Source organism: Bacillus paranthracis, assembly GCF_001883995.1.
GTDB lineage: Bacteria > Bacillota > Bacilli > Bacillales > Bacillaceae_G > Bacillus_A > Bacillus_A paranthracis.
This window is the reverse complement of record NZ_MACE01000082.1, coordinates 1-22,708: the sequence shown is the minus strand read 5'-3', so window position 1 is coordinate 22,708 and position 22,708 is coordinate 1. Positions and strand designations below refer to the sequence as shown.

At 34.5% G+C, this 22,708-nt stretch carries 21 protein-coding genes and 1 pseudogene; 20 read left to right on the top strand and 2 right to left on the bottom strand.

What is annotated here, in order from left to right; all coding sequences use genetic code 11:
- Positions 1-127: 127 nt before the first annotated feature.
- The 9 genes and pseudogenes from arsR to menA all read left to right on the top strand — a co-directional run bounded on the left by arsR (position 128) and on the right by menA (position 7,172).
- Positions 128-433 carry an arsenical resistance operon transcriptional regulator ArsR gene (arsR, locus tag BAQ46_RS26895; RefSeq protein ID WP_001982246.1) on the top strand — a complete coding sequence of 102 codons (306 nt, stop codon included), beginning with the start codon at positions 128-130 and terminating at the stop codon, positions 431-433.
- A 60-nt stretch (positions 434-493) separates the two neighbouring features.
- Positions 494-931, top strand: coding sequence for an ArsI/CadI family heavy metal resistance metalloenzyme (locus BAQ46_RS26890; protein WP_001271026.1), 438 nt, complete (start codon positions 494-496; stop codon positions 929-931).
- Positions 932-949: 18 nt separating this feature from the next.
- Positions 950-1,990 (top strand): ACR3 family arsenite efflux transporter, encoded by a 1,041-nt coding sequence (gene arsB, locus BAQ46_RS26885; RefSeq protein WP_071743165.1) that lies wholly within the window; start codon positions 950-952, stop codon positions 1,988-1,990.
- Between the two features lie 26 nt (positions 1,991-2,016).
- Entirely contained in the window at positions 2,017-2,421 is a 405-nt protein-coding gene (gene arsC / locus BAQ46_RS26880; protein ID WP_070806463.1) for an arsenate reductase (thioredoxin), read from the top strand.
- A gap of 162 nt (positions 2,422-2,583) precedes the next feature.
- A complete protein-coding gene (locus BAQ46_RS26875) occupies positions 2,584-3,414 on the top strand; it encodes a GNAT family N-acetyltransferase (RefSeq protein ID WP_071743163.1) in 831 nt (276 codons plus the stop codon).
- A gap of 56 nt (positions 3,415-3,470) precedes the next feature.
- A complete protein-coding gene (locus BAQ46_RS26870) occupies positions 3,471-4,454 on the top strand; it encodes a phosphotransferase (RefSeq protein WP_061130821.1) in 984 nt (327 codons plus the stop codon).
- A 55-nt stretch (positions 4,455-4,509) separates the two neighbouring features.
- Positions 4,510-4,719, top strand: a pseudogene (locus tag BAQ46_RS26865) (type 1 glutamine amidotransferase family protein); the annotation flags it as partial.
- Positions 4,720-4,966: 247 nt separating this feature from the next.
- On the top strand, positions 4,967-5,962 hold the full coding sequence (locus BAQ46_RS26860; RefSeq protein ID WP_071743161.1) for a CgeB family protein: 996 nt from the start codon (positions 4,967-4,969) through the stop codon (positions 5,960-5,962).
- A 298-nt stretch (positions 5,963-6,260) separates the two neighbouring features.
- Positions 6,261-7,172: a 1,4-dihydroxy-2-naphthoate polyprenyltransferase gene (gene menA / locus BAQ46_RS26855; RefSeq protein ID WP_000536359.1), complete on the top strand. Its 912-nt coding sequence runs from the start codon at positions 6,261-6,263 to the stop codon at positions 7,170-7,172.
- A gap of 80 nt (positions 7,173-7,252) precedes the next feature.
- Here the strand turns inward: menA and satA are convergent, their stop codons facing one another.
- The gene (satA, locus tag BAQ46_RS26850) at positions 7,253-7,798 is read right to left on the bottom strand and encodes a streptothricin N-acetyltransferase SatA (RefSeq protein ID WP_071743159.1); all 546 of its coding nucleotides are present in this window, start codon (positions 7,796-7,798) and stop codon (positions 7,253-7,255) included.
- Between the two features lie 645 nt (positions 7,799-8,443).
- Between satA and BAQ46_RS26845 the strand changes: the two genes are divergently transcribed.
- From BAQ46_RS26845 to BAQ46_RS26795, 11 genes are all read left to right on the top strand, one after another.
- Positions 8,444-10,036 (top strand): spore germination protein, encoded by a 1,593-nt coding sequence (locus tag BAQ46_RS26845; RefSeq protein ID WP_061130823.1) that lies wholly within the window; start codon positions 8,444-8,446, stop codon positions 10,034-10,036.
- A complete protein-coding gene (locus BAQ46_RS26840) occupies positions 10,033-11,220 on the top strand; it encodes a Ger(x)C family spore germination protein (RefSeq protein ID WP_000052125.1) in 1,188 nt (395 codons plus the stop codon). The genes BAQ46_RS26845 and BAQ46_RS26840 overlap by 4 nt, the downstream gene beginning before the upstream one ends.
- Before the next feature lie 27 nt (positions 11,221-11,247).
- Entirely contained in the window at positions 11,248-12,336 is a 1,089-nt protein-coding gene (locus BAQ46_RS26835) for a GerAB/ArcD/ProY family transporter (RefSeq protein WP_001997784.1), read from the top strand.
- Positions 12,337-12,688: 352 nt separating this feature from the next.
- A complete protein-coding gene (locus BAQ46_RS26830) occupies positions 12,689-13,051 on the top strand; it encodes a Na-translocating system protein MpsC family protein (protein WP_000798157.1) in 363 nt (120 codons plus the stop codon).
- Positions 13,052-13,676: 625 nt separating this feature from the next.
- Positions 13,677-15,209, top strand: coding sequence for an NADH dehydrogenase subunit 5 (locus BAQ46_RS26825; RefSeq protein WP_071743157.1), 1,533 nt, complete (start codon positions 13,677-13,679; stop codon positions 15,207-15,209).
- Entirely contained in the window at positions 15,209-17,833 is a 2,625-nt protein-coding gene (locus tag BAQ46_RS26820) for a DUF2309 domain-containing protein (RefSeq protein ID WP_071743155.1), read from the top strand. Before BAQ46_RS26825 ends, BAQ46_RS26820 begins: the two co-directional genes overlap by 1 nt.
- Before the next feature lie 78 nt (positions 17,834-17,911).
- On the top strand, positions 17,912-18,424 hold the full coding sequence (locus tag BAQ46_RS26815) for a carbonic anhydrase (protein ID WP_061130826.1): 513 nt from the start codon (positions 17,912-17,914) through the stop codon (positions 18,422-18,424).
- An 85-nt stretch (positions 18,425-18,509) separates the two neighbouring features.
- Complete coding sequence (locus BAQ46_RS26810; protein WP_061130827.1) at positions 18,510-19,940, top strand: cryptochrome/photolyase family protein; 1,431 nt, start codon at positions 18,510-18,512, stop codon at positions 19,938-19,940.
- A 131-nt stretch (positions 19,941-20,071) separates the two neighbouring features.
- The gene (locus BAQ46_RS26805) at positions 20,072-20,527 is read left to right on the top strand and encodes a TspO/MBR family protein (RefSeq protein ID WP_000749750.1); all 456 of its coding nucleotides are present in this window, start codon (positions 20,072-20,074) and stop codon (positions 20,525-20,527) included.
- A 103-nt stretch (positions 20,528-20,630) separates the two neighbouring features.
- On the top strand, positions 20,631-21,341 hold the full coding sequence (locus tag BAQ46_RS26800; RefSeq protein WP_061130828.1) for an alpha/beta hydrolase: 711 nt from the start codon (positions 20,631-20,633) through the stop codon (positions 21,339-21,341).
- A gap of 170 nt (positions 21,342-21,511) precedes the next feature.
- Complete coding sequence (locus BAQ46_RS26795; RefSeq protein ID WP_239696966.1) at positions 21,512-21,886, top strand: hypothetical protein; 375 nt, start codon at positions 21,512-21,514, stop codon at positions 21,884-21,886.
- Positions 21,887-21,982: 96 nt separating this feature from the next.
- Here the strand turns inward: BAQ46_RS26795 and BAQ46_RS26790 are convergent, their stop codons facing one another.
- Positions 21,983-22,348 carry a YxeA family protein gene (locus BAQ46_RS26790; RefSeq protein WP_000714879.1) on the bottom strand — a complete coding sequence of 122 codons (366 nt, stop codon included), beginning with the start codon at positions 22,346-22,348 and terminating at the stop codon, positions 21,983-21,985.
- Positions 22,349-22,708 lie beyond the last annotated feature (360 nt).

Genomic DNA, 22,708 nt, shown 5'->3' with positions numbered 1-22,708 from the left:
GCAAAGTTATGATGCGAGGAAGTTTTTTTGATAAATCAAAAAAACTTGATTAACAAGTTGCATATAGAACTCATCTACGTATATACTATAAACATCAAAAAAAGTTGATGAAGGGAAGTGAACTACAGTGGTACAAGATTTCCAGCTCTATGAGAAAAAGTTTAAAGCGTTGGCGGATCAGAAACGTCTAGAAATCATGTATGAACTTTGTCAGCGAGGCCAGACGTGTGTATGTGATTTAACAGAGATTTTTGAAATGACACAATCTAAGTTGTCCTATCATTTAAAGATTTTATTAGACGCAGGTTTAATTGTAAAAGAAACAAAAGGTACGTGGAGTTATTATGATTTAAATGATACGGAAGTGAATAATTTATTATCAGAAGAATTGTGCTGTATCTTTAGAAAAACAGGCAAAGGTAGCTGCTGTTAAAATTTTAATTTATTAATCAAAAAAAATTGATTAATGATATATAAAGAGGAGGAATAAGGTATGAGATATGTTCACGTTGGTATAAACGTTACGAATTTAGAGAAGTCTATTGAATTTTATGAAAAGGTATTTGGTGTTTCACCAGTTAAGGTGAAAACGGATTATGCAAAATTTTTATTAGAGACGCCAGGGCTTAATTTCACGCTGAACGTACGAGATGAGGTGAATGGAAACCAGGTAAATCATTTTGGTTTCCAAGTGGATACAGCTGAAGAAATTACATTACATAAAGAACGATTAGAAAAAGAAGGTTTCTTTGCGCGTGATGAGATGGATACGACTTGTTGCTATGCAGTACAAGATAAGTTTTGGGTAACAGACCCTGATGGGAATGAGTGGGAATTCTTTTATACGAAAGCACATAGTGATGTTCACAAAATTGAAGAGTCATCTTGTTGCACGACTTCAAATGAGGTAGCTAAAAATTCTTGTTGTTAATAGGAGATGGAAAATAAAATGAAAAGTTTATCTTTTCTAGACCGATATTTAACACTATGGATCTTTCTAGCGATGGCGGTTGGGATTGGTTTAGGGTTTGTGTCCCCTAGTGTAGTAGACGGACTGAATACATTACAAGTTGGAACGACGTCTATTCCGCTTGCTGTTGGTTTAATTGTAATGATGTATCCACCATTAGCGAAAGTTCGCTATGAAGAAATGGGCCGAGTATTTAAAGATGTAAAAGTGTTAGTTTTATCATTAGTACAAAACTGGATTATTGGTCCGGTACTTATGTTTGTGTTAGCAATTATTTTTCTTCCTGATAAACCAGAATATATGGTCGGTCTCATTATGATTGGATTAGCACGTTGTATTGCAATGGTAATTGTTTGGAACGATCTTGCTGATGGTGATAAAGAGTATGCGGCAGGTTTAGTGGCTTTTAATTCGGTATTTCAAATGTTATTTTTCTCGGTTTATGCATACGTGTTTGTAACCGTAATTCCAGAATGGTTAGGAATTGAAGGTGCTATTGTCGATATTACAATGATAGAAGTAGCAAAATCAGTATGTATCTATTTAGGAATTCCTTTTATAGCAGGTATGTTGACGCGCTTTGTACTCGTTAAGTTAAAAGGAAGACAGTGGTATGAAAAGGTGTTTATACCTAAAATTAGTCCACTTACACTACTCGCATTGCTATTTACGATCATCGTTATGTTCTCTTTAAAAGGAGAGATGATTGTTAGCGTGCCACTAGATGTGGTAAGGATAGCGATTCCGTTATTAATCTATTTTATTGTAATGTTTTTTGTTTCTTTCTTTATGGGAAGAAAGATTGGTGCAAACTATCCGGTGACTACAACATTAGCATTTACAGCAGGTAGCAATAATTTCGAGTTAGCGATTGCTGTAGCAGTTGGTGTGTTTGGTATTCATTCAGGCGCAGCATTTGCAGCTGTTATCGGTCCTTTAGTTGAAGTACCTGTCATGATTGCACTTGTAAACGTCGCTTTTTGGTTTAAACGTAAATATTTTAATGATCAATCAGTCTAAATTTAAAAATAAAGGTGGAAAACAACATGGAGAACAAAAAGACAATCTACTTTTTATGTACAGGAAATTCATGCCGAAGCCAAATGGCAGAAGCATGGGGCAAACAATATTTAGGAGATAAGTGGAATGTATATTCTGCAGGAATCGAAGCACATGGAGTAAATCCAAATGCTATTAAAGCAATGAACGAAGTAAATATCGACATAACAAATCAAACATCAGATATAATTGATGCAAACATTTTAAATCGTGCTGATTTAGTCGTTACGCTTTGTAGTCATGCGGATTCTGTTTGTCCTTCGACACCTCCGCATGTGAAGCGTGTTCACTGGGGATTTGATGATCCAGCAGGAAAAGAGTGGTCCGAATTTCAACGTGTTCGTGATGAAATTGGTGAACGTATAAAGCGATTTTCTGAAACAGGGGAGTAAATAAAGGAAAGAGTCAATCTTCTAGTGCATAGGAGATTGGCTCTTTTTTACTATATATAAAGCCGACTACATTGATTTACAAAAAATACTAAATTAAATAGAGAATATTCTGATGGAATGATAAAGTTAGAATAGATTGGTTTAGGAAAGGTGGTTTAACTTATGATTTCTGAATTAAGCAAGAATGATTTTTATAAATGTAGTAGTTTAATAAATGAACAAGGTCAGTTAGAAGTCAAAGCTGTAATTGCAGGGGTGAATCCTGGTCGTATATTTGTAGATAACATATCTTCCCCTAATTCGGGGCTTATTTGGTTAGGCAATAATGATGGCTTCTTTTTTATTGGAAATGCTGAAAATGAAGAGTTTAATAAAGAAATGAATCATCTTATTAATAATGTAATAAAACCTGAGGCGAAAAAGGTTGGACTAAATTGTTTTGAAGGAATCGGTAATCATTCAAAGTGGAACAAAACAATTGAAAGAATATTTCAGCACCGTAACTTAAAGAGTTGGAATCAAAGAGTGTATATGCTAAGAAAAGAGGATTATGAAAATCATCATGAGCCTAAATTTGAACAGGGATATACTGTGCTAAAAATGAGTAAAGCTCTCTATGAAAATAATAATAACACATTTAAGAACATTGATTTTTTACAATCAAAAATTTTAGAGTTTTGGTCTTCACCAGATTGTTTTTTCAATGAAGGAATCGGTTATTGCATTGTTTATGGTGATCTAATTGTGAGTGTTTGTTTTTCAGGATTTGTATTTGAAAATATACACTGTATAGATATTGAAACAATAGAAGAGCACCAGGGGAGAAAATTAGCTCAAACGATAGCTCATAGTTTTGTGAAAGATTGTTTGGAGAATGACATTACTCCATATTGGGACTGTATGGAATTGAACAAGTCTTCTATCGCAGTTGTGGAAAATGTAGGGTTTACAAATGTGTTTAATTACGTAGGATATTATTTTCCTTTTGAGTAAATTAAGTGTATTTTACAAACCTATCATCGAGGATTTTTACATGTAAGGAGAATAGGATGAAACACATAATAAAAGACGTATTAATGAATTATTTTAAAGAAATTCATTCATTAGCAGTGGAAGAAGAATTACATAATAATAGTTGGCATACAGATTTACACTATAAAATCATCGTAAATGGAAAGCGGTATTCCGCAAGATTTATAAATAGCAAGCGAACAATCAATCCAGCTTTTGGAACGTTATCAAACGAACAACTGATAGAGCAAGTACGGTTTACGTATTATGTACGCGAACATGGAATTCCTTTTATGCAGATAAATAAGAATAGGGCAGGAGAGCCATTTACACTTGTCGCTTGGAATGAGGAACAATACAGATTTGTCTTGTCTAATTGGATTGAGGGAGAACATATTACACATTGTACAGAAGCTATCGCAAAAGCCTTTGGAAAGGAATCAAGAAAGATTCATGACATATCTTGCGCATTTCAAAGCTCGATTTTTCAAAAGAAATCACATTTGGATGGGTATGCCCAGTTTATTCATATGTTAGAAAGTAAGGCAAGCGCATGCAAAGAATTACGGGAGTATATAAAGCTAGCTACATATCATATAGAGTGTGCATATACGAGTGAATTAAAGTTTATCGTACAGACAGATTTAAATCCTTTGAATGTTTTATGGGACTCAAGTGAGCAGGTAAAAGGAATTGTAGATGTCGAATCGATTGGATATGTTGATCGTATTGAAGGACTAGCCTTTTTACTAAAGTGGTATTCTCGAACAGAAGGAATACATTCGCATGAAGTATGTTCAAGTGTTGCTAGTGCATTTTTAGAAGGGTATAAGGCTCATAAGATTGTAACATCAAATGATTACAAAAGACTTTCTTCGTTACTATGGTTATCCGGTAGTTTAAATTGGAATTTTGTGAAGAAAACACTAAGTGTAATAAGTGATAAGAGGAAATTAGAAGAACATTTGGAAGTTTATAGAGTGAGGGGAGAAAGACTATCTTCATTATTAATTTGTACATAACATGTATTCTCCTAATTTGGGATTCAAATAAGAAACCATAGGAGGTGTTCTAAAAATGAAAATACAAATTGTATTGTTTGACGGTTTTGGAGAACTTGTCTCCTTTGCACCTTTTGAGGTACTGAAAAGAGCGATAGAAGAAGGGGCTCCGTTTACAGTTGAATTCGTTTCAAGTGAACCAAAACAAGAAGTTACTACTTCGTTTGGGGTTACGGTTCAATCACATGAATTTTTACGAATGGATAATCGTCCAGATATGTTCATTTTCTATGTTTAATAATTTGGCTGAATATAACCTAACTTTATTCCCTTTGTGACACCTCCCCAAATCCCATCAGCCTATAAAATAAGGAAAGTTCCACATAATGGACATAAACGATGCTTATAAATATAAAGTAGTATGTTATGAAAATGAATAAAGATTGCAGAGCCTACATAAAAAGGGCCTTAGCTAAACCCAGAATATAAAGTGCTTTTTTGAGGATGAGAAAATATGTATAGGAGGAAGTGACATGAAAGACAATACTCCTAAGAAAATTTTATTTATTCAATCAGGAATTCCTTTTTATTATCCAATGATCGAAGCAGCAATTTTGAATAGTTTACAAAAGATAAACAGCGATACAAGTATGGTGAGTCCAGAAAAAGCTATAAAAACCGCATTGAAAGTGAAACCAGATTTTATTTTGGTATTAAGCGGTTTAAGTGAAGAATTTAATCATATTATGCCATTCTTAAAAAAGGCAGGGTTTACTACTGGACTTTGGCTGACAGATGATCCTTATTATACGGATGTAACACAACATCTTGTGCCGTATTATGATTACATATTTACGCAAGATTTAAATTGTATCAAATTTTATAGAGGGTTAGGATGTAACAATGTGTTTCATCTTCCGTTAGCAGCAAATCAAGATGTGTTTAAACCTTCTCAGAAAGAAGATACATATAAGTATGATCTTAGTTTTATAGGTACAGCATTTGAAAATAGACTTACCTTTGTTGATTCTATTTCAGAGTATTTAGCAGAAAAAAATATAAAAATTGTAGGTTTCGGTTGGGAGAATTTAAAGAGTTATGAAAGGTTAAAGGATAAAATACAAATCTTGCCACTTGCAAAGTATGAAGATGCGTTATATTTTTACGTATCTACTAAAATCAATATAAATTTGCATCGTTCACTAATTGATCAGGAATTGAATTGTAACTCTGCAAATATTCAAGCGTATTCCGTAAATAATAGGACGTTTGAAATTAATGCCGTAGGTTCTTTTCAATTAACTGATATACGTCCAGATGTAGCAAAACATTACATACCAGGTGTTGAAATAGAAACTTTTAATAGTGCATCGGAGTTTATACAAAAAGCAGAGTATTATTTGGAACATGTACAAAAAAGAAAACGTATAGCAAAAAATGGACTGGATAGAACTTTGAAACATCACACATATGATAAACGAATCATACAATTATTAAACTATATTAATTTGAGGGGCGTGAAGGTGTAATCTAGTCATTAACTTACATGAAATAGCATCGATTATACTTGAAGATAAGCATTTAATGCACTGGGATAGACCAAAAGAGATTGCTGAAGATGTTTTAAATTGGTTCATATAAAAAAGGTCCGTTGTTCGCATTTGAGCAACGGATTTTCTTTTGAAAAACTGAATCTAAGAGAGATAAGCAAGAGCATTACAGTTCTATCACCAATTCATTTTTTGGTATAATAGATGCGTGGCAGAAAACAGATAGAAAGATACTGCTAGGAATTTATACTTAAATGTTGGGAGATTGAACAGAGTTATGGGGACAGAAAAAGAAATTAGTTCCGCTAAATTAATATGGAAGATGACGCGCCCGCATACGTTAACGGCGACATTTTCTCCTGTAATTTTAGGAACAGTGGCATCACTTTATGTTGCCGAAATTGATTGGCTTTTATTTATTGCGATGATGGTTGCATGTTTAGCATTGCAAATAGCGACGAACTTATTTAATGAGTACTATGATTTCAAACGTGGATTAGATACAGCTGATTCTGTTGGAATTGGTGGCGGAATTGTCCGTCATGGATTGAAACCAAAAAATGTGTTAACAGTCGCACTTTTATTGTATGTAGTAGCAGCAATTATTGGAGTTTATATTTGTATGAATAGTAGCTGGTGGTTAGTCGTTATCGGTTTAATCGGAATGGCGGTTGGCTATTTATATACAGGTGGTCCATTACCAATTGCGTACACTCCGTTTGGAGAATTAGTTTCTGGCTTGTTAATGGGGACATGCTTTGTACTTATTGCTTTCTTTATTCAAACGAATACGATAACGACTGAAAGTGTATTAATTTCAATTCCAATTGGAATTTTAGTCGGTGCAATCAACATGTCAAATAACATCCGAGATATTGAAGAAGATATTAAAGGTGGAAGAAAGACATTAGTAATCCTCCTTGGGAGAGAAAAAGCAATAGTAACACTAGCTGTAGCCTTTTTCATTGCTTATTTATGGATTGCGGTAATTGTATTAATGGGTTATATAAGCCCTTGGGCATTAGTGATGTTCCTAGGTTTAAGAAAACCAATCTCTGCCATTCAAAGTTTCCAAAAAGGAGCAAAGGATCCCGGATATATGCGCATCGCAATGAAATCAACAGCGATGACAAATACGATTTTCGGCTTTTTATTATCAGCAGGATTATTAATTAGTTATCTGTTTTAAATAACTTAACCCCAATTCCTCGATTTTAATATGGAGAGATTGGGGTTTTATTTTGGGTTTGTTTAATGTTAAGAACATTTTCATTCGAAGTGAAAATACCAATAAATTGCAACTTCATCATTTGTCATATCCAAACCTTTATAAATAAGAAAATCAAATCCACCAATTACAAATCCACATTTTTTATAAAATTTACATGCTGCGACATTATTATTTTGCGTTTCAAGCATAATACCTGGCATATTGCCTTCTTTTGCCCACTGCTTTGCTTGATTAACTAATCTTTTACCAACTCCGAGTGTACGATATTTTTTATCCACTGTTATATCTTCTATGTAAGCATAGTGATTCCAATTCTTTTTCAATACTATGAATCCGATGATTTGGTTATGTAACAGTGCTATGTAAATTACTTGATTCGGTTTATTTATATACTCATTGTACGCCAGTTCTTCATTATCACATTGATTTTGTAAATAACTTGGAACGTCTTCTACTGTATATTCTATGCGTCTATTTACTTTGGAAAGAGAAAGAATTAACCGAGCATTCACTATAAAACTATCATCAATCTCCGGGAAATTGCCTACATCATTTTTTTCTAACTTTCTAATTAAAAGGTTCATCGGAGTACCTCCCAATAATATTATTTCTTCTGATTTTTTATTTGATTCAAATGAATTGCGATTACAAAATTATAATAGAATTTCAATGGTAAGGCTATCTCTGTATTTTATCTTTATACTAGCATGCTAGTATGAAAATATTGTTTGAAATGAAGCGGATTATTTTCAATTAAACTTCCAGAAAAATCAACGTCTATAGTATCAACAGGTTACTAAAAAATGAGATGATTTCATTAAAGAGTATTTTAGTGAAAGAAGGATTAAAGAAATGATCCTAGTTTTTTCTAAAAGAGTGATTCCATTAAATCAATTCAGAGCATGTTCTGATTTATCTTTCTTCAGAGCATGCTTTTTGGGCTCGTTTCCATAAGTGTATTAGTACCAATTTAACAACTCATCAGTTACAAGTTACTTTTTGGATACCACATTTTAGAATAACTAACTTATAGAAAAAATTGAATGATTTTCATGTGTAAGGAGATTTTAAGAAGGATATAGAGGGGATATTTTCCTGTTGTTTTCTAGCCAAATGATTACTGACCCAAAAACCATGTGGTGGAAAGGTTTCTAAAGCTTTTCTGTCAAGAAATCACTAACACTAAAGTTCAAGTATAAAAACATAAACCATTCGATAAATGGGGTAGTATGATGAAAAAACTTAGTAGAAATCGTTTGAGAAAAGATATTCAGGAACTTGAGAGTGCAAGTATGCAGATCCAACATGATCAAGAGTGTGAACTCAAGCAGAGTGTATGTGCGAATGAAGAAGTTTTGAGACAAGTTTTTGAGAATTGTTCCGATATTGTATTTCGTCCACTTCTCATAAATAGTCAAACTGAAATTCTTTTTATTTATATAGATGGATTAGTTGACACTAAGATTGTGGAACAAGTTGTTTTCAAACCAATGATGTTTGAAGGTTTGCCTAGTGGAGTAAAGAGTGAGGATTCGGTAGGAGAAATTATACAAAAACAGCTTATTGCGGTTTCTCAAGTAAAGACGATTTCAAAAGTTCATGAGGTTATAGAAGCGATATTGAAAGCGAATATCGTCATTTTAACAGAAGGAGAGAGTCAAGCTCTAGTCGCTGATTTAAAAGGGTTTGAAAAACGAGGTATTGAAGAACCGGCTGCCGAGATTTCTGTTCGTGGCCCTCGGGACGGATTTACCGAAACGTTAAGGGTGAATACGAGCCTAATTCGCCGAAGGATTCGGAGTCAAAGACTAAAAATGGAACCTTATTCGATTGGGGAATTATCACAGACAGATGTGGTAATGACCTATATTGAGGGCATTGCACCCGATTCGGTTTTGGATGAAGTTCGCCAAAGGGTAAAGCGAATTCAAATTGATGGGGTGTTGGAGTCAGCTTTTATTGAAGAGTTTATCGAGGATCAACCCTTTTCTCCCTTTCCGCAAATTCAAAATACCGAGCGACCAGACGCGGTTTGTGCAAGTTTATTAGAAGGGAAAGTCGCCATTTTAGTCGATAATACACCTTTCGTTTTAATCGTTCCTATGACATTTTGGACGGGTTTGCAAGCAGCGGAGGATTATTATGAGCGCTCCATCTATACGACTTTTGTTCGATGGATACGTTTAATATTAATTAATATTTCATTATTTCTTCCGTCTCTCTATGTTGCTATTACAACTTTTCATCCGAAATTAATTCCGACAAATTTGCTTATTAGTATTGCAGCTGCGCGAGAAGGTATTCCTTTTCCTGCTGTTATAGAAGCACTAATGATGGAATTTTTATTTGAAGGTTTGAGGGAAGCGGGCGTTCGGTTACCAAAACCCGTTGGATCAGCAGTTAGTATTGTGGGGGCACTTGTTATCGGGCAAGCTGCTGTGCAAGCAGGTATTATTTCCGCACCTTTAGTTATTGTTGTGGCGACAACCGGTATTGCGTCATTTGCGTTCCCGCGCTACAACTTAGGAACAGCTTACCGGATGTTACGCTTTCCTATGCTGTTATTGGCAGGAATGCTTGGGCTATACGGTATAGCAATAAGTACCCTTGCGATTTTGATTCATTTAACTAATATTCGTTCTTTTGGTATTCCGTATTTAAGTCCAGTTGCGCCTCAGACTCCGCGTGATTTAAAGGATGTTTTTCTCCGAACGCCTCGTTGGAATATGACACACCGCCCAATAATGGTATCTGGTGAAGAGAAAGTTCGTTTTCCAGATGGACAAAAGCCAGATGAGAAACGGGGAGGGGAAACAGAATGAGTCTGCACAAGGCGCTCTCTATGATACTGGTCGTTTCATTATGCTTCTTGACGGGATGTTGGGATCGTACGGAGCTAAATGATCTGGCAATTGAATTAGGGTGGGGACTTGATCAAGCGAAGAATAATAAGGTTGAAATTAGTGCGCAGTTTATTATCCCATCAAAAATGGGAATGGGACAGAGCGGAAGAAGTAATACAGGAAAATCGGTTTTTATAGAATCAGGAATTGGAAAGGATACACATGAAGCTGTACAAATGATGCAAACAAAAATGTCGAGAGAAATCTTTCGAGGGCACCAGCGTGTAATATTGATTGGAGAAAAAATGGCTAAAAATGGCCTCGCTTCAGTTTTAGATGCATATAGCCGCGATCCTGATATTCGATTACGAGCAGATGCGTTTGTAATAAAGGGGCATACTGCAAAAGAGTTTTTGAAAGCATCCATCCCCTTAGAATCTATCCCGGCACTTGGGGCACTGAAAGAGCATATGCAAATAGAGGCGTTAGGAGATATGTCTTTATTACATTTTCTTATTGCTAGTACGAGTGATGGAATCACTCCGATTTTACCCGTTATTAAACTAAATGTGTCTCATAAAAAAGGAAAAACTGAGGTCAAAGGGTTTCAAATTGTAGGCGGTGCTATATTTAACAACGATTTCAAATTGGTAGGGTATTTAAACATGCAGGAATGGTTAACTACTCTTTGGATAGTGAATCGTTTAAGTAAACAGACGGTTACAGCAAGCGCCTCTAAAGGAAATGGTAGTGCAAGTTTATATATGACAAAAATCAATAGAAAAATTATACCTACTATACAAGGGAACACAATTAAGTGTGATATTGTTTTTTCTGGTGAAGGAACAATTCAGGAAAATAATACGAATTTAGATCTTACGCAGCCAAAAAATATCACTCTTTTAGAACATGTATTGGAAAAACAATCTGAAAAGCAAGCTCTCCAAACTATTAAAAAGGTTCAAAAACAATACGGAACCGATATCTTTGGATTTGGGGAAGCCATTCATCGAAAATATCCATCCGAATGGAAAGGGCTAAAAAAGAATTGGAGTAAACAATTTCGAAAAGTGCAAGTTTCTGTTCATACAAAGCTTACTATTCGGCGAGTAGGACTGACTGGACCACCGTTGCAGTTAAAGAAAAATGAAATGAAAAAATAAGGAGGAATATAGAGTGTGAGAAATTCAATGAAAATCTCTGGCAGGCAAATCTTTTGGATGATGTTCACATTTGAAGTGGGACAATCACTCCTTCTAGTTATTCCAGCGACGATTCGCACTGCCAAACAAGATGCGTGGATTTCGATCTTGATTGCAGGGGGGATAGGGGTTGTTCTTACTTTTTTGGCAACTACACTTGGTTCGCTCTATCCGAAACAAACGCTAATTGAATTTAGTCAAACCATTCTTGGTAAATGGCTAGGAAAGCTGCTGCTGATTCCTTACTTCTTTGGATGGTACATGATAATTTGGATAACCGTCCGTGAATTTGGTGAGTTCATTATTATCGCTTTGTTTCATAATACACCTTTGTGGGTTATTGTCTTGACTGCGATGTTATTGCTCATTTTTATTATTTACCAAGGCGGGGTGGAGGGGATTGGACGTTTAAGTGAAATTATAGGGCCAATTGTACTTTTAATGATAACGTTTGTAATCATTTTGAATATTGGCAATATGAATTGGGATTATATGCGGCCTATTTATCATGATTCTGGATGGCTTCCCATACTTAAAGGCTCCTATACTCCTGTAGCTGCATTTTTCGGGGAGGCTGTCATGATGATGATGTTCGTTTTCTTTATGGACAAACCAGAACAAGCGTCATCGCGGGCAATGTGGGGAGTAGGACTGGCCGTTTTCATGGTAACGATCGGAACATTAGCGGTCATTTTAACATTCGGTCCGAATCTATCTTCAAGTTTTTTGTATCCGGTTTACGATTTGAGTCGGTACATATCCGTCATGGAGTTCATTCAAAATGTAGATATTTTGATAGTGATTATTTGGTTTTTTAGTATTTTTGTTAAACTGGCGTTATACATGTTTATCGCTTGTTATGGAACAGCACAAATATTTCATTTAAAGGATTGGCGAAAAGTAGCTTTGGTTCTTGCTCCTATTTCGTTCATCATAGCTGTATCAGTTAAAAATATCCAAACATTTACTCATTATTACTACCTATTTTTTGTGATTCCAGTTGCATTTCCGGTTTACATGTTTGGAATTCCCTTTCTGTTATTGGTGGTTGGGAAAATTCGAAGGAAATATGCATAAACCTAATCTGGTAATGTGTTCGAATGAAGGTATGTATAGCTTTTTGACTAAAATAAAAAGAGAACGAGCCTACTCACCAGCGTAGGCTTTTTTATTTGTATATTACGTTATAAGAGATATCTTATTTTCTCCGGAATGTCCTTTTTAGAAATGTATGCAACAGAGTCCTTATAGTAAGAGTAGCTTATTTGGGATAATCAAAAAAACGTATATTGCAATATAAAAACTTAGTTTAATCCTAAAGGATACCCTACAACGATTCCTATAAATTGTTCTCAATAATTGAAAATAAAATCAATCCAGATTATTATATTGTTATTGTAAATTTATTTTATTGAAGGAGGATACATAAATGAAAAACTCAAAAGGCTCTATTGAATCAGAGATAAGCAAAGCAATTACGCACTGGGAAAAGGACTACCTAGGACGCGGGTCTATATCCGTTAAGACAGATATATTACGAGATATGATTATCGTAAATTTACAAGGTATTTTAACACCGGCTGAGTATACTGTTTGCGAAACGAAAGACGGTATGCTAACGATAAAGAAAAATCGTTCGGAGCTAGTTGAATCTGGAATTGACGATTTGAAAGAGATTATACTAGAATTAACTGGAGAAGAAGTAAAAAGTTTTCATACGGATATAAGTTCTCGTACTGGTGAACGAGTAATGATTTTTAAATTGTTCCATAATCTTGAGGAGAAATTTTAAAAATTAAAACCACCGTAGTGTTAGTGGGAGATAATTAAGAAACCTAAAAGTTTTGCACTTTATTTATATTTATTAACATGATAATAATTAAAAACTTGAAATTATTTACGTATAATGAATTTTGATTGAAATAACGCTTGAAAAAATGGATAAATAAATTGACAAACTGCTTAATATGGTTTATCTTATAATTGTTTTAAAAATTAATAGATGCTTATTTTAACTGTTTGCTATAATTAAGGCTTTAGCATTTTTTTAATATGTAATATTGACTAAATGAAAAAGTTTCTTAATGAAAAGATAGCGCATAACATAAATTGATATATTGATTGCATAATCTAGGAGACCAGAGATATACTGTTATTTTTCATAGGAGTAATACATACATTATTATCCTCTATAAAATGGGAGCTCTTCAAAAAACTTTATTGAAGTTAGTTGAAGGGAAACCGACAATCTCCATAATTCAATGATGATATAAAATCATTGAATTATGGAAGTTGTCGGTTTTTTTTATGGAAAAAAACGATGTACGAAAAAGAGTGAATGAAAATTAAAATTAAAAAAATTATCGTAATGAAAAGGAATTCTTACAGTTTATTTTCGTTTAGAAGGGAGTATTTACATGTTAATTTCGCTAAGTTCATCAACACTGTTAACATTATTTTTTATCGCGCTTAGTGCTTCTTGGCTAAGTGGATTATTGTTTTTACATGCAAGGATGCCTTTACGTTTTGTTCATATCCATATTGGTATCGCTGCTTTGCCTTCATTGGTTTCTTTACTTGCACTTGTTAATCACAATGGAGATAGAGTTGTAGGGCCTTGGCATCTAGATACTTTAGCTTGGTTCATGGCTTTCTTCGTTCTTACAATTGGTTTAATCATTCAGCGTTTCTCTGTACGTTACTTAATGGGAGATCGCTCATATCGAAAGTACTTTGCACTTTTTACATTTACTACAGGTGTATCTTCGGTCGCATGGTTAAGTAATGATCTTCGTTTCATGATTATTTGTTGGGGAGCAACTCTTATAGGGTTGGTTTTACTCATAGGTCTAAATAAAGGGTGGAAAGTAGTTAGTGAAGCAACAAAAATCTCAGGCTATTTATTTACAATAAGTTGGATTGCCTTGCTAGCAGCTATCATTTGGCTGTTTCAAATAACTGGACAGTGGCAGTTAACATCAGTTGTAACGAATGAAAATGTAGCTCAATTTGGAACATTGGAGAAAACAGGAATTAACTTATTGATTATAGTAGCTGTGATGATTCCAGCAGCACAATGGCCTTTCCAAAGATGGTTAATTGAATCAGCTGTTGCTCCGACGCCTGTTTCGGCTATTATGCATGCGGGTTTAGTAAATGCTGGTGGTATCATGTTAACTAGATTTTCACCTCTTTTTCATGATGATATTGCACAAATCATTTTACTCATTTTCTCTAGTATTTCTGTCTTAATAGGAACAGGAATTAGTTTAGTCCAAGTTGATTATAAACGTCAGCTAGTAGGATCCACTATTGCACAAATGGGGTTTATGCTGATTCAATGCGCATTAGGAGCGTATTTAGCAGCTGTTATACATTTAATGTTACATGGTTTATTTAAAGCCACACTGTTTTTACAAGCTGGTTCTTCCGTACAACGTTTTGAGGGAGTGAAGCAATCTAATGAAAAGATGTCCAATTTATGGATGATAGTCGGACGTGTTTTCGGATTATTTATAGCAATTGCTTTCTGGTTTATGACTTCTGGAGAGGGGTATCAATTCGTTAGTGCGTTCATCTTAGGTTGGTCATTATACGTTTCATGGAAACAGCTTGTTGTTTTTGGAGAGGGAAGAATGGGAAGAATTGCTGGCTTAATTGTTTTGAGTGGATTTTCTCTCATTTACTTTACCGTTCATAACTCTCTTTATAAATGGTTGCATACTGACATGTATCAAAATGTTCAACCTTCAGCTCCAGCAGTTATTTTTGTTATAAGTCTCTTATTATTTGGTAGTGTTATTAGTACTCTCGTTACTCGTAATCAATCTTCTACAATATTTGCTGTAATGTATCTTTGGTTCGTTCGAGTAGGTGAAGCGAGACAAAAGTCAGTAGAAAGTCATCCAAGCTATCTGAAACATGATGTATCAAAGGGAGGTAATCAGTGATGAGCATACAGTCAATCGTAACGAAAGAAACTTTAAAAAAGAAAGATACAAAAATTGAAATACAAGAAAAGAATATGAATGATTTAGTTGAATCTGCTAGCCGAGTGATTGCACCACTTTGGCCTATCTCAACCTTTGCAGCTCATCACCCTTGGATGGGACTTGAAAAACAATCATTTGAACAAGTTGCAGATTGGTTAAAAGAAGCTCGTAATGTAGATATATATCCTAGTGCCTCCATGATTCATTCGGCAAAGGTGAAAGGGGAGATTGAGGAATCATTTTTACAAATAGGCTTGTCTCGTTGGCTTGATTCACAATCTTTTCATATGCCGCGAGAGACAGCAGAGCGTTTTTGCCAAGAAGCTTTAAAGTTAGAGAGATTACCTTCTAGTTTATTATCATCGCCAGAATTAAATAAATTAGCAGAAGAAATAAGTTATATAAATACAGGGAGTATGGAAGACTCTTCTATGCAACCAATCAGTTCACTTATAGAGAATCAAAAGGGTGACAACCTATCAGATGTTCTTAATTACCATATTATTAAATGGTGTAAATTATATCTTGATGACTCCGGATCAAGTTGGACGATGCCAAACCGAGAGAAAGGTTTGTATCGTGCGTGGCACCACCTTATTACATTTGATCCAGCGCTCAGTAAAAATGAGCGTAAAGTTTTAAAAGATTGGCCAGAAGATGCCCTTATAGCTTTAACAAAAGCATTATCTGAACTAGGAATTTCTGAATCTAACAGGCAAGCTTACCTTGAAGGGCACTTACTTTCTTTGCCTGGATGGGCAGGAATGATACGATGGCGCTCGCAACAATCAATTGAGGAACAGGAACTTCTCATACAATATTTAGCAGTTCGAATTTCTATGGAGCTAGCCATTGTAAAACCGTATTTACCTTTAAAAAATCAAAAGGTTGAGAAAAAAGTTGAGGTTGTCCCACTTATAGCTTCTTGGATCTATTGGGGGGATATTTCAATACGGGAATGGTTACAAATGTCTGCCACTGAACAAAGCGAATTATTAGCATTTGCTTATCGTTTTGATGAAAATATTCGCAGGAAACTTTGGCTGGAAGCTTGGGAACAGACGCATGCTGAGCAATTAAGGGAGAAGATCGCTTCTAAACAACATGCAACGAATGATAAAAAACATGTATTAGCTCAATTAGCATTTTGTATTGATGTACGTTCAGAACCGTTTCGTCGCCACCTTGAAAAATTAGGTCCGTTTGAAACGTTTGGAATAGCTGGTTTCTTTGGGTTACCAATTGCGACTACTGAACTAGGCAGTAATAACAGCCATCCTTCTTTGCCAGTTATATTAAAACCGAAACATCAAATAAAAGAACTCGCGGATGAAAATGAATATAAATCTTATGAGCAACGTAAGAAGATAGACAGCTCAGTAAGTTATACGTTTAAGACGATGAAAAAAAATGTACTGACAAGTATGCTATTACCTGAGGTAAGTGGCCCTTTACTTGGTTTACAAATGATAACAAGGAGTTTTGTGCCAAGAAGAGTAGGCGGCTTCATTCGTAACCTTCGTAAAAATATGTTACAAAAACCTAATACAACATTCTCACTTAATCATGTCCATGATACAAAATGTGAGATACCTATCGGTTTTACGAAAGAAGAAAAAGTGAACTATGTACGTCAAGCTTTAAAAATGGTGGGACTGACAGAAAAATTTGCTCCTTTAGTTGTAATGTGCGGACATAGTAGTCAAAGTACGAACAATCCTTATGCTGCAGCGCTTGAGTGTGGTGCTTGTGGCGGAGCAGCGGGAGGGTTTAATGCAAAAGTTTTCGCTACTTTATGTAATCTTCCAGAAGTAAGAGAGGCGTTGTCTGCCGAAGGTATTAACATTCCTGAGGACACCATTTTTGCAGCAGCTGAACATAAAACAACCGTGGATGAATTGGAATGGATTTACGTCCCAGAACTTTCGGAAGCTGCGCAAGAAGCATTTGATTGTATTGAGTCGATTATGCCAAATGTGAGCCAAGAAGCAAATAGAGAGCGTTTAACGCAATTACCTAATTTTAAAACGGAAATAAAAAATCCGAGTAAAGAGGCACATCGATTTGCAGAAGATTGGAGTGAAATACGTCCGGAATGGGGATTAGCTCGTAATGCATCTTTTATTATCGGGCAGCGTGAATTGACTCAGGATTGTAATTTAGAAGGTAGGGCTTTCCTTCATAATTATGATTGGAAACAGGATGAAAATGGCGATATATTAGCTAGCATCATAGCGGGACCAGGAACAGTAGCGCAGTGGATCAATCTCCAATATTACGCTTCAACTGTAGCTCCTCATTATTATGGTAGTGGAAACAAAACAACACAAACCGTTACGGCAGGTCTCGGTGTTATGCAAGGAAATGCAAGTGATTTGTTATCAGGCTTACCTTGGCAATCCGTTATGCAGTCAGATAGTGAGACGTATCACTCACCACTTCGTTTACTCATTGTAATTCAAGCGCCTACTAAATATATAGAACGCTTGCTAAATAAGGATTTCACATTTCGAGAAAAAGTTCAAAATGGATGGGTCAGACTTGCAAGTATTGATCCAGAGGGACGCTGGAAAAACTGGTAGCAATCATGTAATGCATATCAACTATTGTTACTAGCTTAAAAGTTTCATAAATACAATCATGAAGAAGGAGTGCTATATATGAGTTCAAAGCATAAAAAGGTTTTATTGTTAACAGAGATGGAACAAGGAATAGAGCCTATTATCCAACAAGTAACTAACATTCAACAAGAAAACATGTTGACTATACACAGCTACGATTCCGTAATTGTACATCCTTTTGGAGATATAATGAGATCTATTATTATTGCTATTTATGAAGAAAATGTGGAAGAAATTTTTGTTGTCGGAATAGAGGATAAAGAAACTAATGTAGTTAATCTGCAAATTCAACGTGATTCTATAAAAAATAACAAGGAACTAGACTATCTCTTTGAAAATTGTATGCCTGAATTTTCAAGTGGTAGCCTTGAGGAATGGCTAAGTGGAAAAGGAAATGTTAGTGAAAATATTGAGAAGAGTATAGATATGATTCGTCATCATCCGTTAGTGCCTTCTAATGTTAAAGTTCATGGCTTCATGATTGATAAAACAGGTGAAAAAGAAACGGTTGTTAAAGTTTCAGCTAATAAAGTAGTTGAACAAGTTAACTAATTTATGAAAGACAAATTAATTCTTATGTATAAATCGCTGTTGTATAATAAATTTTATTATGTTTTAAGAATCAGAAGAGGTAGCCATGCAAAATAAAATCATCGTTATGTTTCAAAAAGATTTTCGTTTATATGATAACCCAGCTCTATTTGAAGCGGCTCAGTCCGGTGAGGTTGTTCCGGTATATGTACATGATGAAACTTTTTCAATAGGAAGTGCGTCAAAGTGGTGGCTACACCATACTATAATAGATGTAAAGAGGCAACTTGAGGCATTGGGATCTAATTTAATAATCCGCAAAGGAAATACACTGGAAGAAATACTTTCTCTCATAAAACAGTTAGGTATAACGGCTGTATATTGGAATATTTGTTATGATCCGGAAAGATTACAATTTAATCAAAAAATGAAAATGATGTTAGAAGATAAAGGTATTACCTGTAAGGAATTTAATTCGCATTTATTATTAGAACCGTGGATTATTAAAAAGAAAGATAACACTGAATATAAGGTTTTTACGCCTTTTTATAATGCATTTCAAAAGCAGGTAATATCTAAACCTATTAGTAAAGTGCAGAGTATAAAATGGGGAAGTTCTTTACCAGCAAGTTTATCTGTTTCAGAATTACACTTGTTGCCGACTATACCGTGGACATCTCATATGGAATCAATATGGGAGCCTACAGAAGAAGGGGCATACAAAACATTCAAGAAATTTTTCTCTAGCAAATTAGTCTCTTATAGTGAAGGAAGGGATTTTCCAAATCAAAATGCTCATTCGATGTTGGCACCGTACCTTTCATTTGGTCAAATATCAGTAAAGCTAATGTATCATTACTTAATAAATAAAAGTAATGAAAAACAATGTAGTCTTTTTGAACAACAAGTGAATAGTTTTATACGTCAATTCATTTGGAGAGAGTTTTCTTATTACTTGCTATATCATTATCCATTTACAGTATATAAACCTCTTAATAAGAACTTTGAACATTTTCCGTGGAATAATGAAGAGGAGTTATTAAGAGTATGGCAGAAGGGCGAAACTGGTTATCCGTTTATTGATGCAGGAATGCGGGAACTATGGCAAACAGGTTTTATGCATAACCGAGCGAGAATGGCTGTGGCTTCTTTTCTTGTAAAGCATTTGTTAATTCCGTGGCAAGAAGGGGCCAAATGGTTTATGGATACACTATTAGATGCTGATATTGCAAATAATACAATGGGGTGGCAATGGGTTGCTGGAAGTGGGGCAGATGCATCACCGTACTTTCGTATTTTTAACCCGATCACACAAGGTGAAAAGTTTGATAAAGATGGGGAGTATATAAGAAAATGGGTACCAGAATTAAGAGATATGCCTAATAAATATATACATAAACCGTGGGAAGCACCTGAGCATATTTTACAAAAAGCCAATATAAAGCTAGGAGATACATACCCTTTGCCAGTTGTTGATCATAAGGCAGCACGAGAGAGAGCCCTTTGTGCATATAAAAGTATGAAAGAATTTATATAAAATACACGAGTCAATATGAATTTGATATGTACAGGTTATAATGTCTATTTACGTATTAAAGTTGTATTCATTGAAAGAGCATACGAATCATATAGAGTTTCTAAAACCTTCTATTAAAAAGGAGAATGTTTATGAAAAAATCTAGTATTATAGTATTTTTACTAACATATGGTTTGTTTTATGTTTCTAGTGTTTTATTTCCTATTGATCGTACTTGGTATGATGCGTTAGAAAAGCCGTCTTGGACACCTCCTGGTATGACAATCGGAATGATATGGGCTGTATTATTTGGACTTATTGCATTATCAGTTACAATTATTTACAACAACTATGGATTCAAGCCAAAAACATTTTGGTTTTTATTCCTTTTAAATTATATATTCAATCAAGCGTTCAGCTATTTTCAATTTAGCCAAAAGAATTTGTTTTTAGCAACAGTAGATTGTTTACTAGTCGCTATTACTACGTTACTTCTCATTATGTTTTCTTCCAATTTATCTAAAGTATCGGCATGGTTGCTAATCCCGTATTTTTTATGGACTACATTTGCTACATATTTATCTTGGACCATTTATAGTATGAATTAAAGACGTAAATGAAAACTTGAGCATAATAAAAATGCTCGAGTTTTTATGTGTATGAATGGTAATCTAAAATATAGAATATATACATCTTAGGGAGGTCATCTTTGTGAAGAAATGGATGAAAATTATTCTGTACTCTTTACTAGGTATTTTACTTATAGGAAGTATTAGTTTTTTTGTTTGGTCTCAGTTTAGTTACAAACCGACGAAAGAGGCTTTGTCGTTAGTGGATGATAAAAAAGATGAAGATTATATAGCTTTTGGAGAGAAAGATGCGAAAATAGGTGTTATTTTTTATCAAGGAGCGAAAGTAGAAGCCGAGGCTTATAGTTATTTAGGAGAAGCTCTTGCGAAAGATGGACATTTTGTAGTAATGCCTAAATTACCATTAAACTTAGCGATACTTGGAATCAATGAGGTAGATAGTGTAATTGAAAAGTATCCGGAAGTTCAAAAATGGTATGTTGCGGGGCATTCAATGGGCGGAGCTATGATTTCTAAGTATGCCTTTCAACATGAAGAAAAGGTAGATGGGATTATTTTCTTAGGTTCGTATCCTGCAGATGACTTTTCTACGAAATCGATCCCGATGTTATCAATTTATGGAGAAGTAGATGCGTTAGCAACTGTAGAAAAAATAGAGAACAATAAAAAGTTTATGTCAAAGAATACAACTATGCACATGATAAAAGGGGGCAATCATGCTCATTTTGGCATGTATGGCGAGCAAAAAGGTGATAATGCGAGTTTAATTACGCCAAAAGCACAACGAGATGAAACAGTGAAAGTAATGGAAGAATGGCTATTGAAACAATGATAATCAGTTTAATAAATCGATGGAGATTATATAAAAAAGACTCTTACATAGTAAGAATCTTTTTTTAGTAATTGCTAGCATTTTTGATGTATATCCAAATCTTGAATGGATCAATTCGCATGAAATAACCTTATTTGGGTATAAATATTAAAAAATGGAAGGAGTTTAATATGAAAAAAATGATAGTGGTTTTGTTTACTTGTAGCTTTCTTTTACTAAGTGTACAAGGGATGGCAAATGCAGAGGATTCTTCAAAAGAGATTTCCTATACAGAAAACAATGCAAGTAAAATCTTTGAAAATCCAAAAGTTTTTTATAGTAAGGTTAAAAATCATACGTATCGTTCTTTTTATGTCCCTTTTCATGACGCTGAAAATCATATACAGAAAACAGTTCTATATAAAGATTTACAATCGACTATGAAATCCGAAATAGGACCGTGGATAAGTAAGACAGCGGGTACACAAGAAAATCCTAAAATTAATCCGAATAGACAAATTTACTTAATAGCATCATGGACAGAAACAGAAAAAAATTCCGAGTAAAATATCTTATCGCTGATGCTGAAACAAAGACGAGTCTTTGGACTGGAGAAGATAAGGGAATGAAAAAAATAAGCCGATAAAAAATCAGCTTATTTTTTATTTGTTTACTATTTTTAATTGATCTCTTATTTTCTCCGGAATATCCTTTTCTGCAATAATATCGTAAGAATAAACATATTTTCCTTTTACATGAATCTTTAAGAAAGTTTTTCTAATAAAATCATTAGGGGTGTTCGTTCCAACTTTATATTCTTTTTCATTGTTTAACTCATCAACACCTTTTAGGGCGTACATAGCTCGTCCTTTATGATGATAATCCGGAACACCATATCCTTTTGCAACCGCATATACATTTTTTTCTTCAGCAATCGGATTAAATCTGTCTAAATCCCCGCGTAATATGAAAGGTAGTAAGTATATAGGAAGACCTATTCCTATTATGCAAATTACAAATTTCTTCATGATCGTTTCTCCTCTTGTTAAATTACTTATTTTAAGTATAGGAAAAAATTCTTATGAATTTAGAAGTGAATTTCTTAAGTTTTTCTTAAATAGGTGTTTAAAGGAGGGATAACAGTGTATGGTTATTCTTTCATGCAAATCGTATTATTTTTTATCCCGCGAAAATGTTTTTTTCATTAGATAATTACTTTACCAAGAATCGGGATGTTTGCGGATACATTTATTTTTGGGATACATAATTATATTTAGAGAATACCCAGTTACAGTATTTGAACTTTTAATAAGAAGGGATGCGAAGGAATGAACTCACAGAGACAAGGCTATGCAGGCTGGTGGCAAGGCGGACATGGTGGTTGGCCG

What these genes read in the sequence shown, in the direction of transcription:
- BAQ46_RS26870 (WP_061130821.1), top strand. Translation starts at nt 3,471, where the DNA reads ATGAAACACATAATAAAAGACGTATTAATGAATTATTTTAAAGAAATT.
- BAQ46_RS26825 (WP_071743157.1), top strand. Translation starts at nt 13,677, where the DNA reads ATGTTAATTTCGCTAAGTTCATCAACACTGTTAACATTATTTTTTATC.
- menA (WP_000536359.1), top strand. Translation starts at nt 6,261, where the DNA reads ATGGGGACAGAAAAAGAAATTAGTTCCGCTAAATTAATATGGAAGATG.
- arsB (WP_071743165.1), top strand. Translation starts at nt 950, where the DNA reads ATGAAAAGTTTATCTTTTCTAGACCGATATTTAACACTATGGATCTTT.
- BAQ46_RS26805 (WP_000749750.1), top strand. Translation starts at nt 20,072, where the DNA reads ATGAAAAAATCTAGTATTATAGTATTTTTACTAACATATGGTTTGTTT.
- BAQ46_RS26860 (WP_071743161.1), top strand. Translation starts at nt 4,967, where the DNA reads ATGAAAGACAATACTCCTAAGAAAATTTTATTTATTCAATCAGGAATT.
- satA (WP_071743159.1), bottom strand. Translation starts at nt 7,798, where the DNA reads ATGAACCTTTTAATTAGAAAGTTAGAAAAAAATGATGTAGGCAATTTC.
- BAQ46_RS26835 (WP_001997784.1), top strand. Translation starts at nt 11,248, where the DNA reads ATGAAAATCTCTGGCAGGCAAATCTTTTGGATGATGTTCACATTTGAA.
- BAQ46_RS26810 (WP_061130827.1), top strand. Translation starts at nt 18,510, where the DNA reads ATGCAAAATAAAATCATCGTTATGTTTCAAAAAGATTTTCGTTTATAT.
- BAQ46_RS26875 (WP_071743163.1), top strand. Translation starts at nt 2,584, where the DNA reads ATGATTTCTGAATTAAGCAAGAATGATTTTTATAAATGTAGTAGTTTA.
- BAQ46_RS26830 (WP_000798157.1), top strand. Translation starts at nt 12,689, where the DNA reads ATGAAAAACTCAAAAGGCTCTATTGAATCAGAGATAAGCAAAGCAATT.
- BAQ46_RS26795 (WP_239696966.1), top strand. Translation starts at nt 21,512, where the DNA reads ATGAAAAAAATGATAGTGGTTTTGTTTACTTGTAGCTTTCTTTTACTA.
- BAQ46_RS26845 (WP_061130823.1), top strand. Translation starts at nt 8,444, where the DNA reads ATGATGAAAAAACTTAGTAGAAATCGTTTGAGAAAAGATATTCAGGAA.
- BAQ46_RS26890 (WP_001271026.1), top strand. Translation starts at nt 494, where the DNA reads ATGAGATATGTTCACGTTGGTATAAACGTTACGAATTTAGAGAAGTCT.
- BAQ46_RS26840 (WP_000052125.1), top strand. Translation starts at nt 10,033, where the DNA reads ATGAGTCTGCACAAGGCGCTCTCTATGATACTGGTCGTTTCATTATGC.
- BAQ46_RS26820 (WP_071743155.1), top strand. Translation starts at nt 15,209, where the DNA reads ATGAGCATACAGTCAATCGTAACGAAAGAAACTTTAAAAAAGAAAGAT.
- BAQ46_RS26815 (WP_061130826.1), top strand. Translation starts at nt 17,912, where the DNA reads ATGAGTTCAAAGCATAAAAAGGTTTTATTGTTAACAGAGATGGAACAA.
- BAQ46_RS26790 (WP_000714879.1), bottom strand. Translation starts at nt 22,348, where the DNA reads ATGAAGAAATTTGTAATTTGCATAATAGGAATAGGTCTTCCTATATAC.
- arsC (WP_070806463.1), top strand. Translation starts at nt 2,017, where the DNA reads ATGGAGAACAAAAAGACAATCTACTTTTTATGTACAGGAAATTCATGC.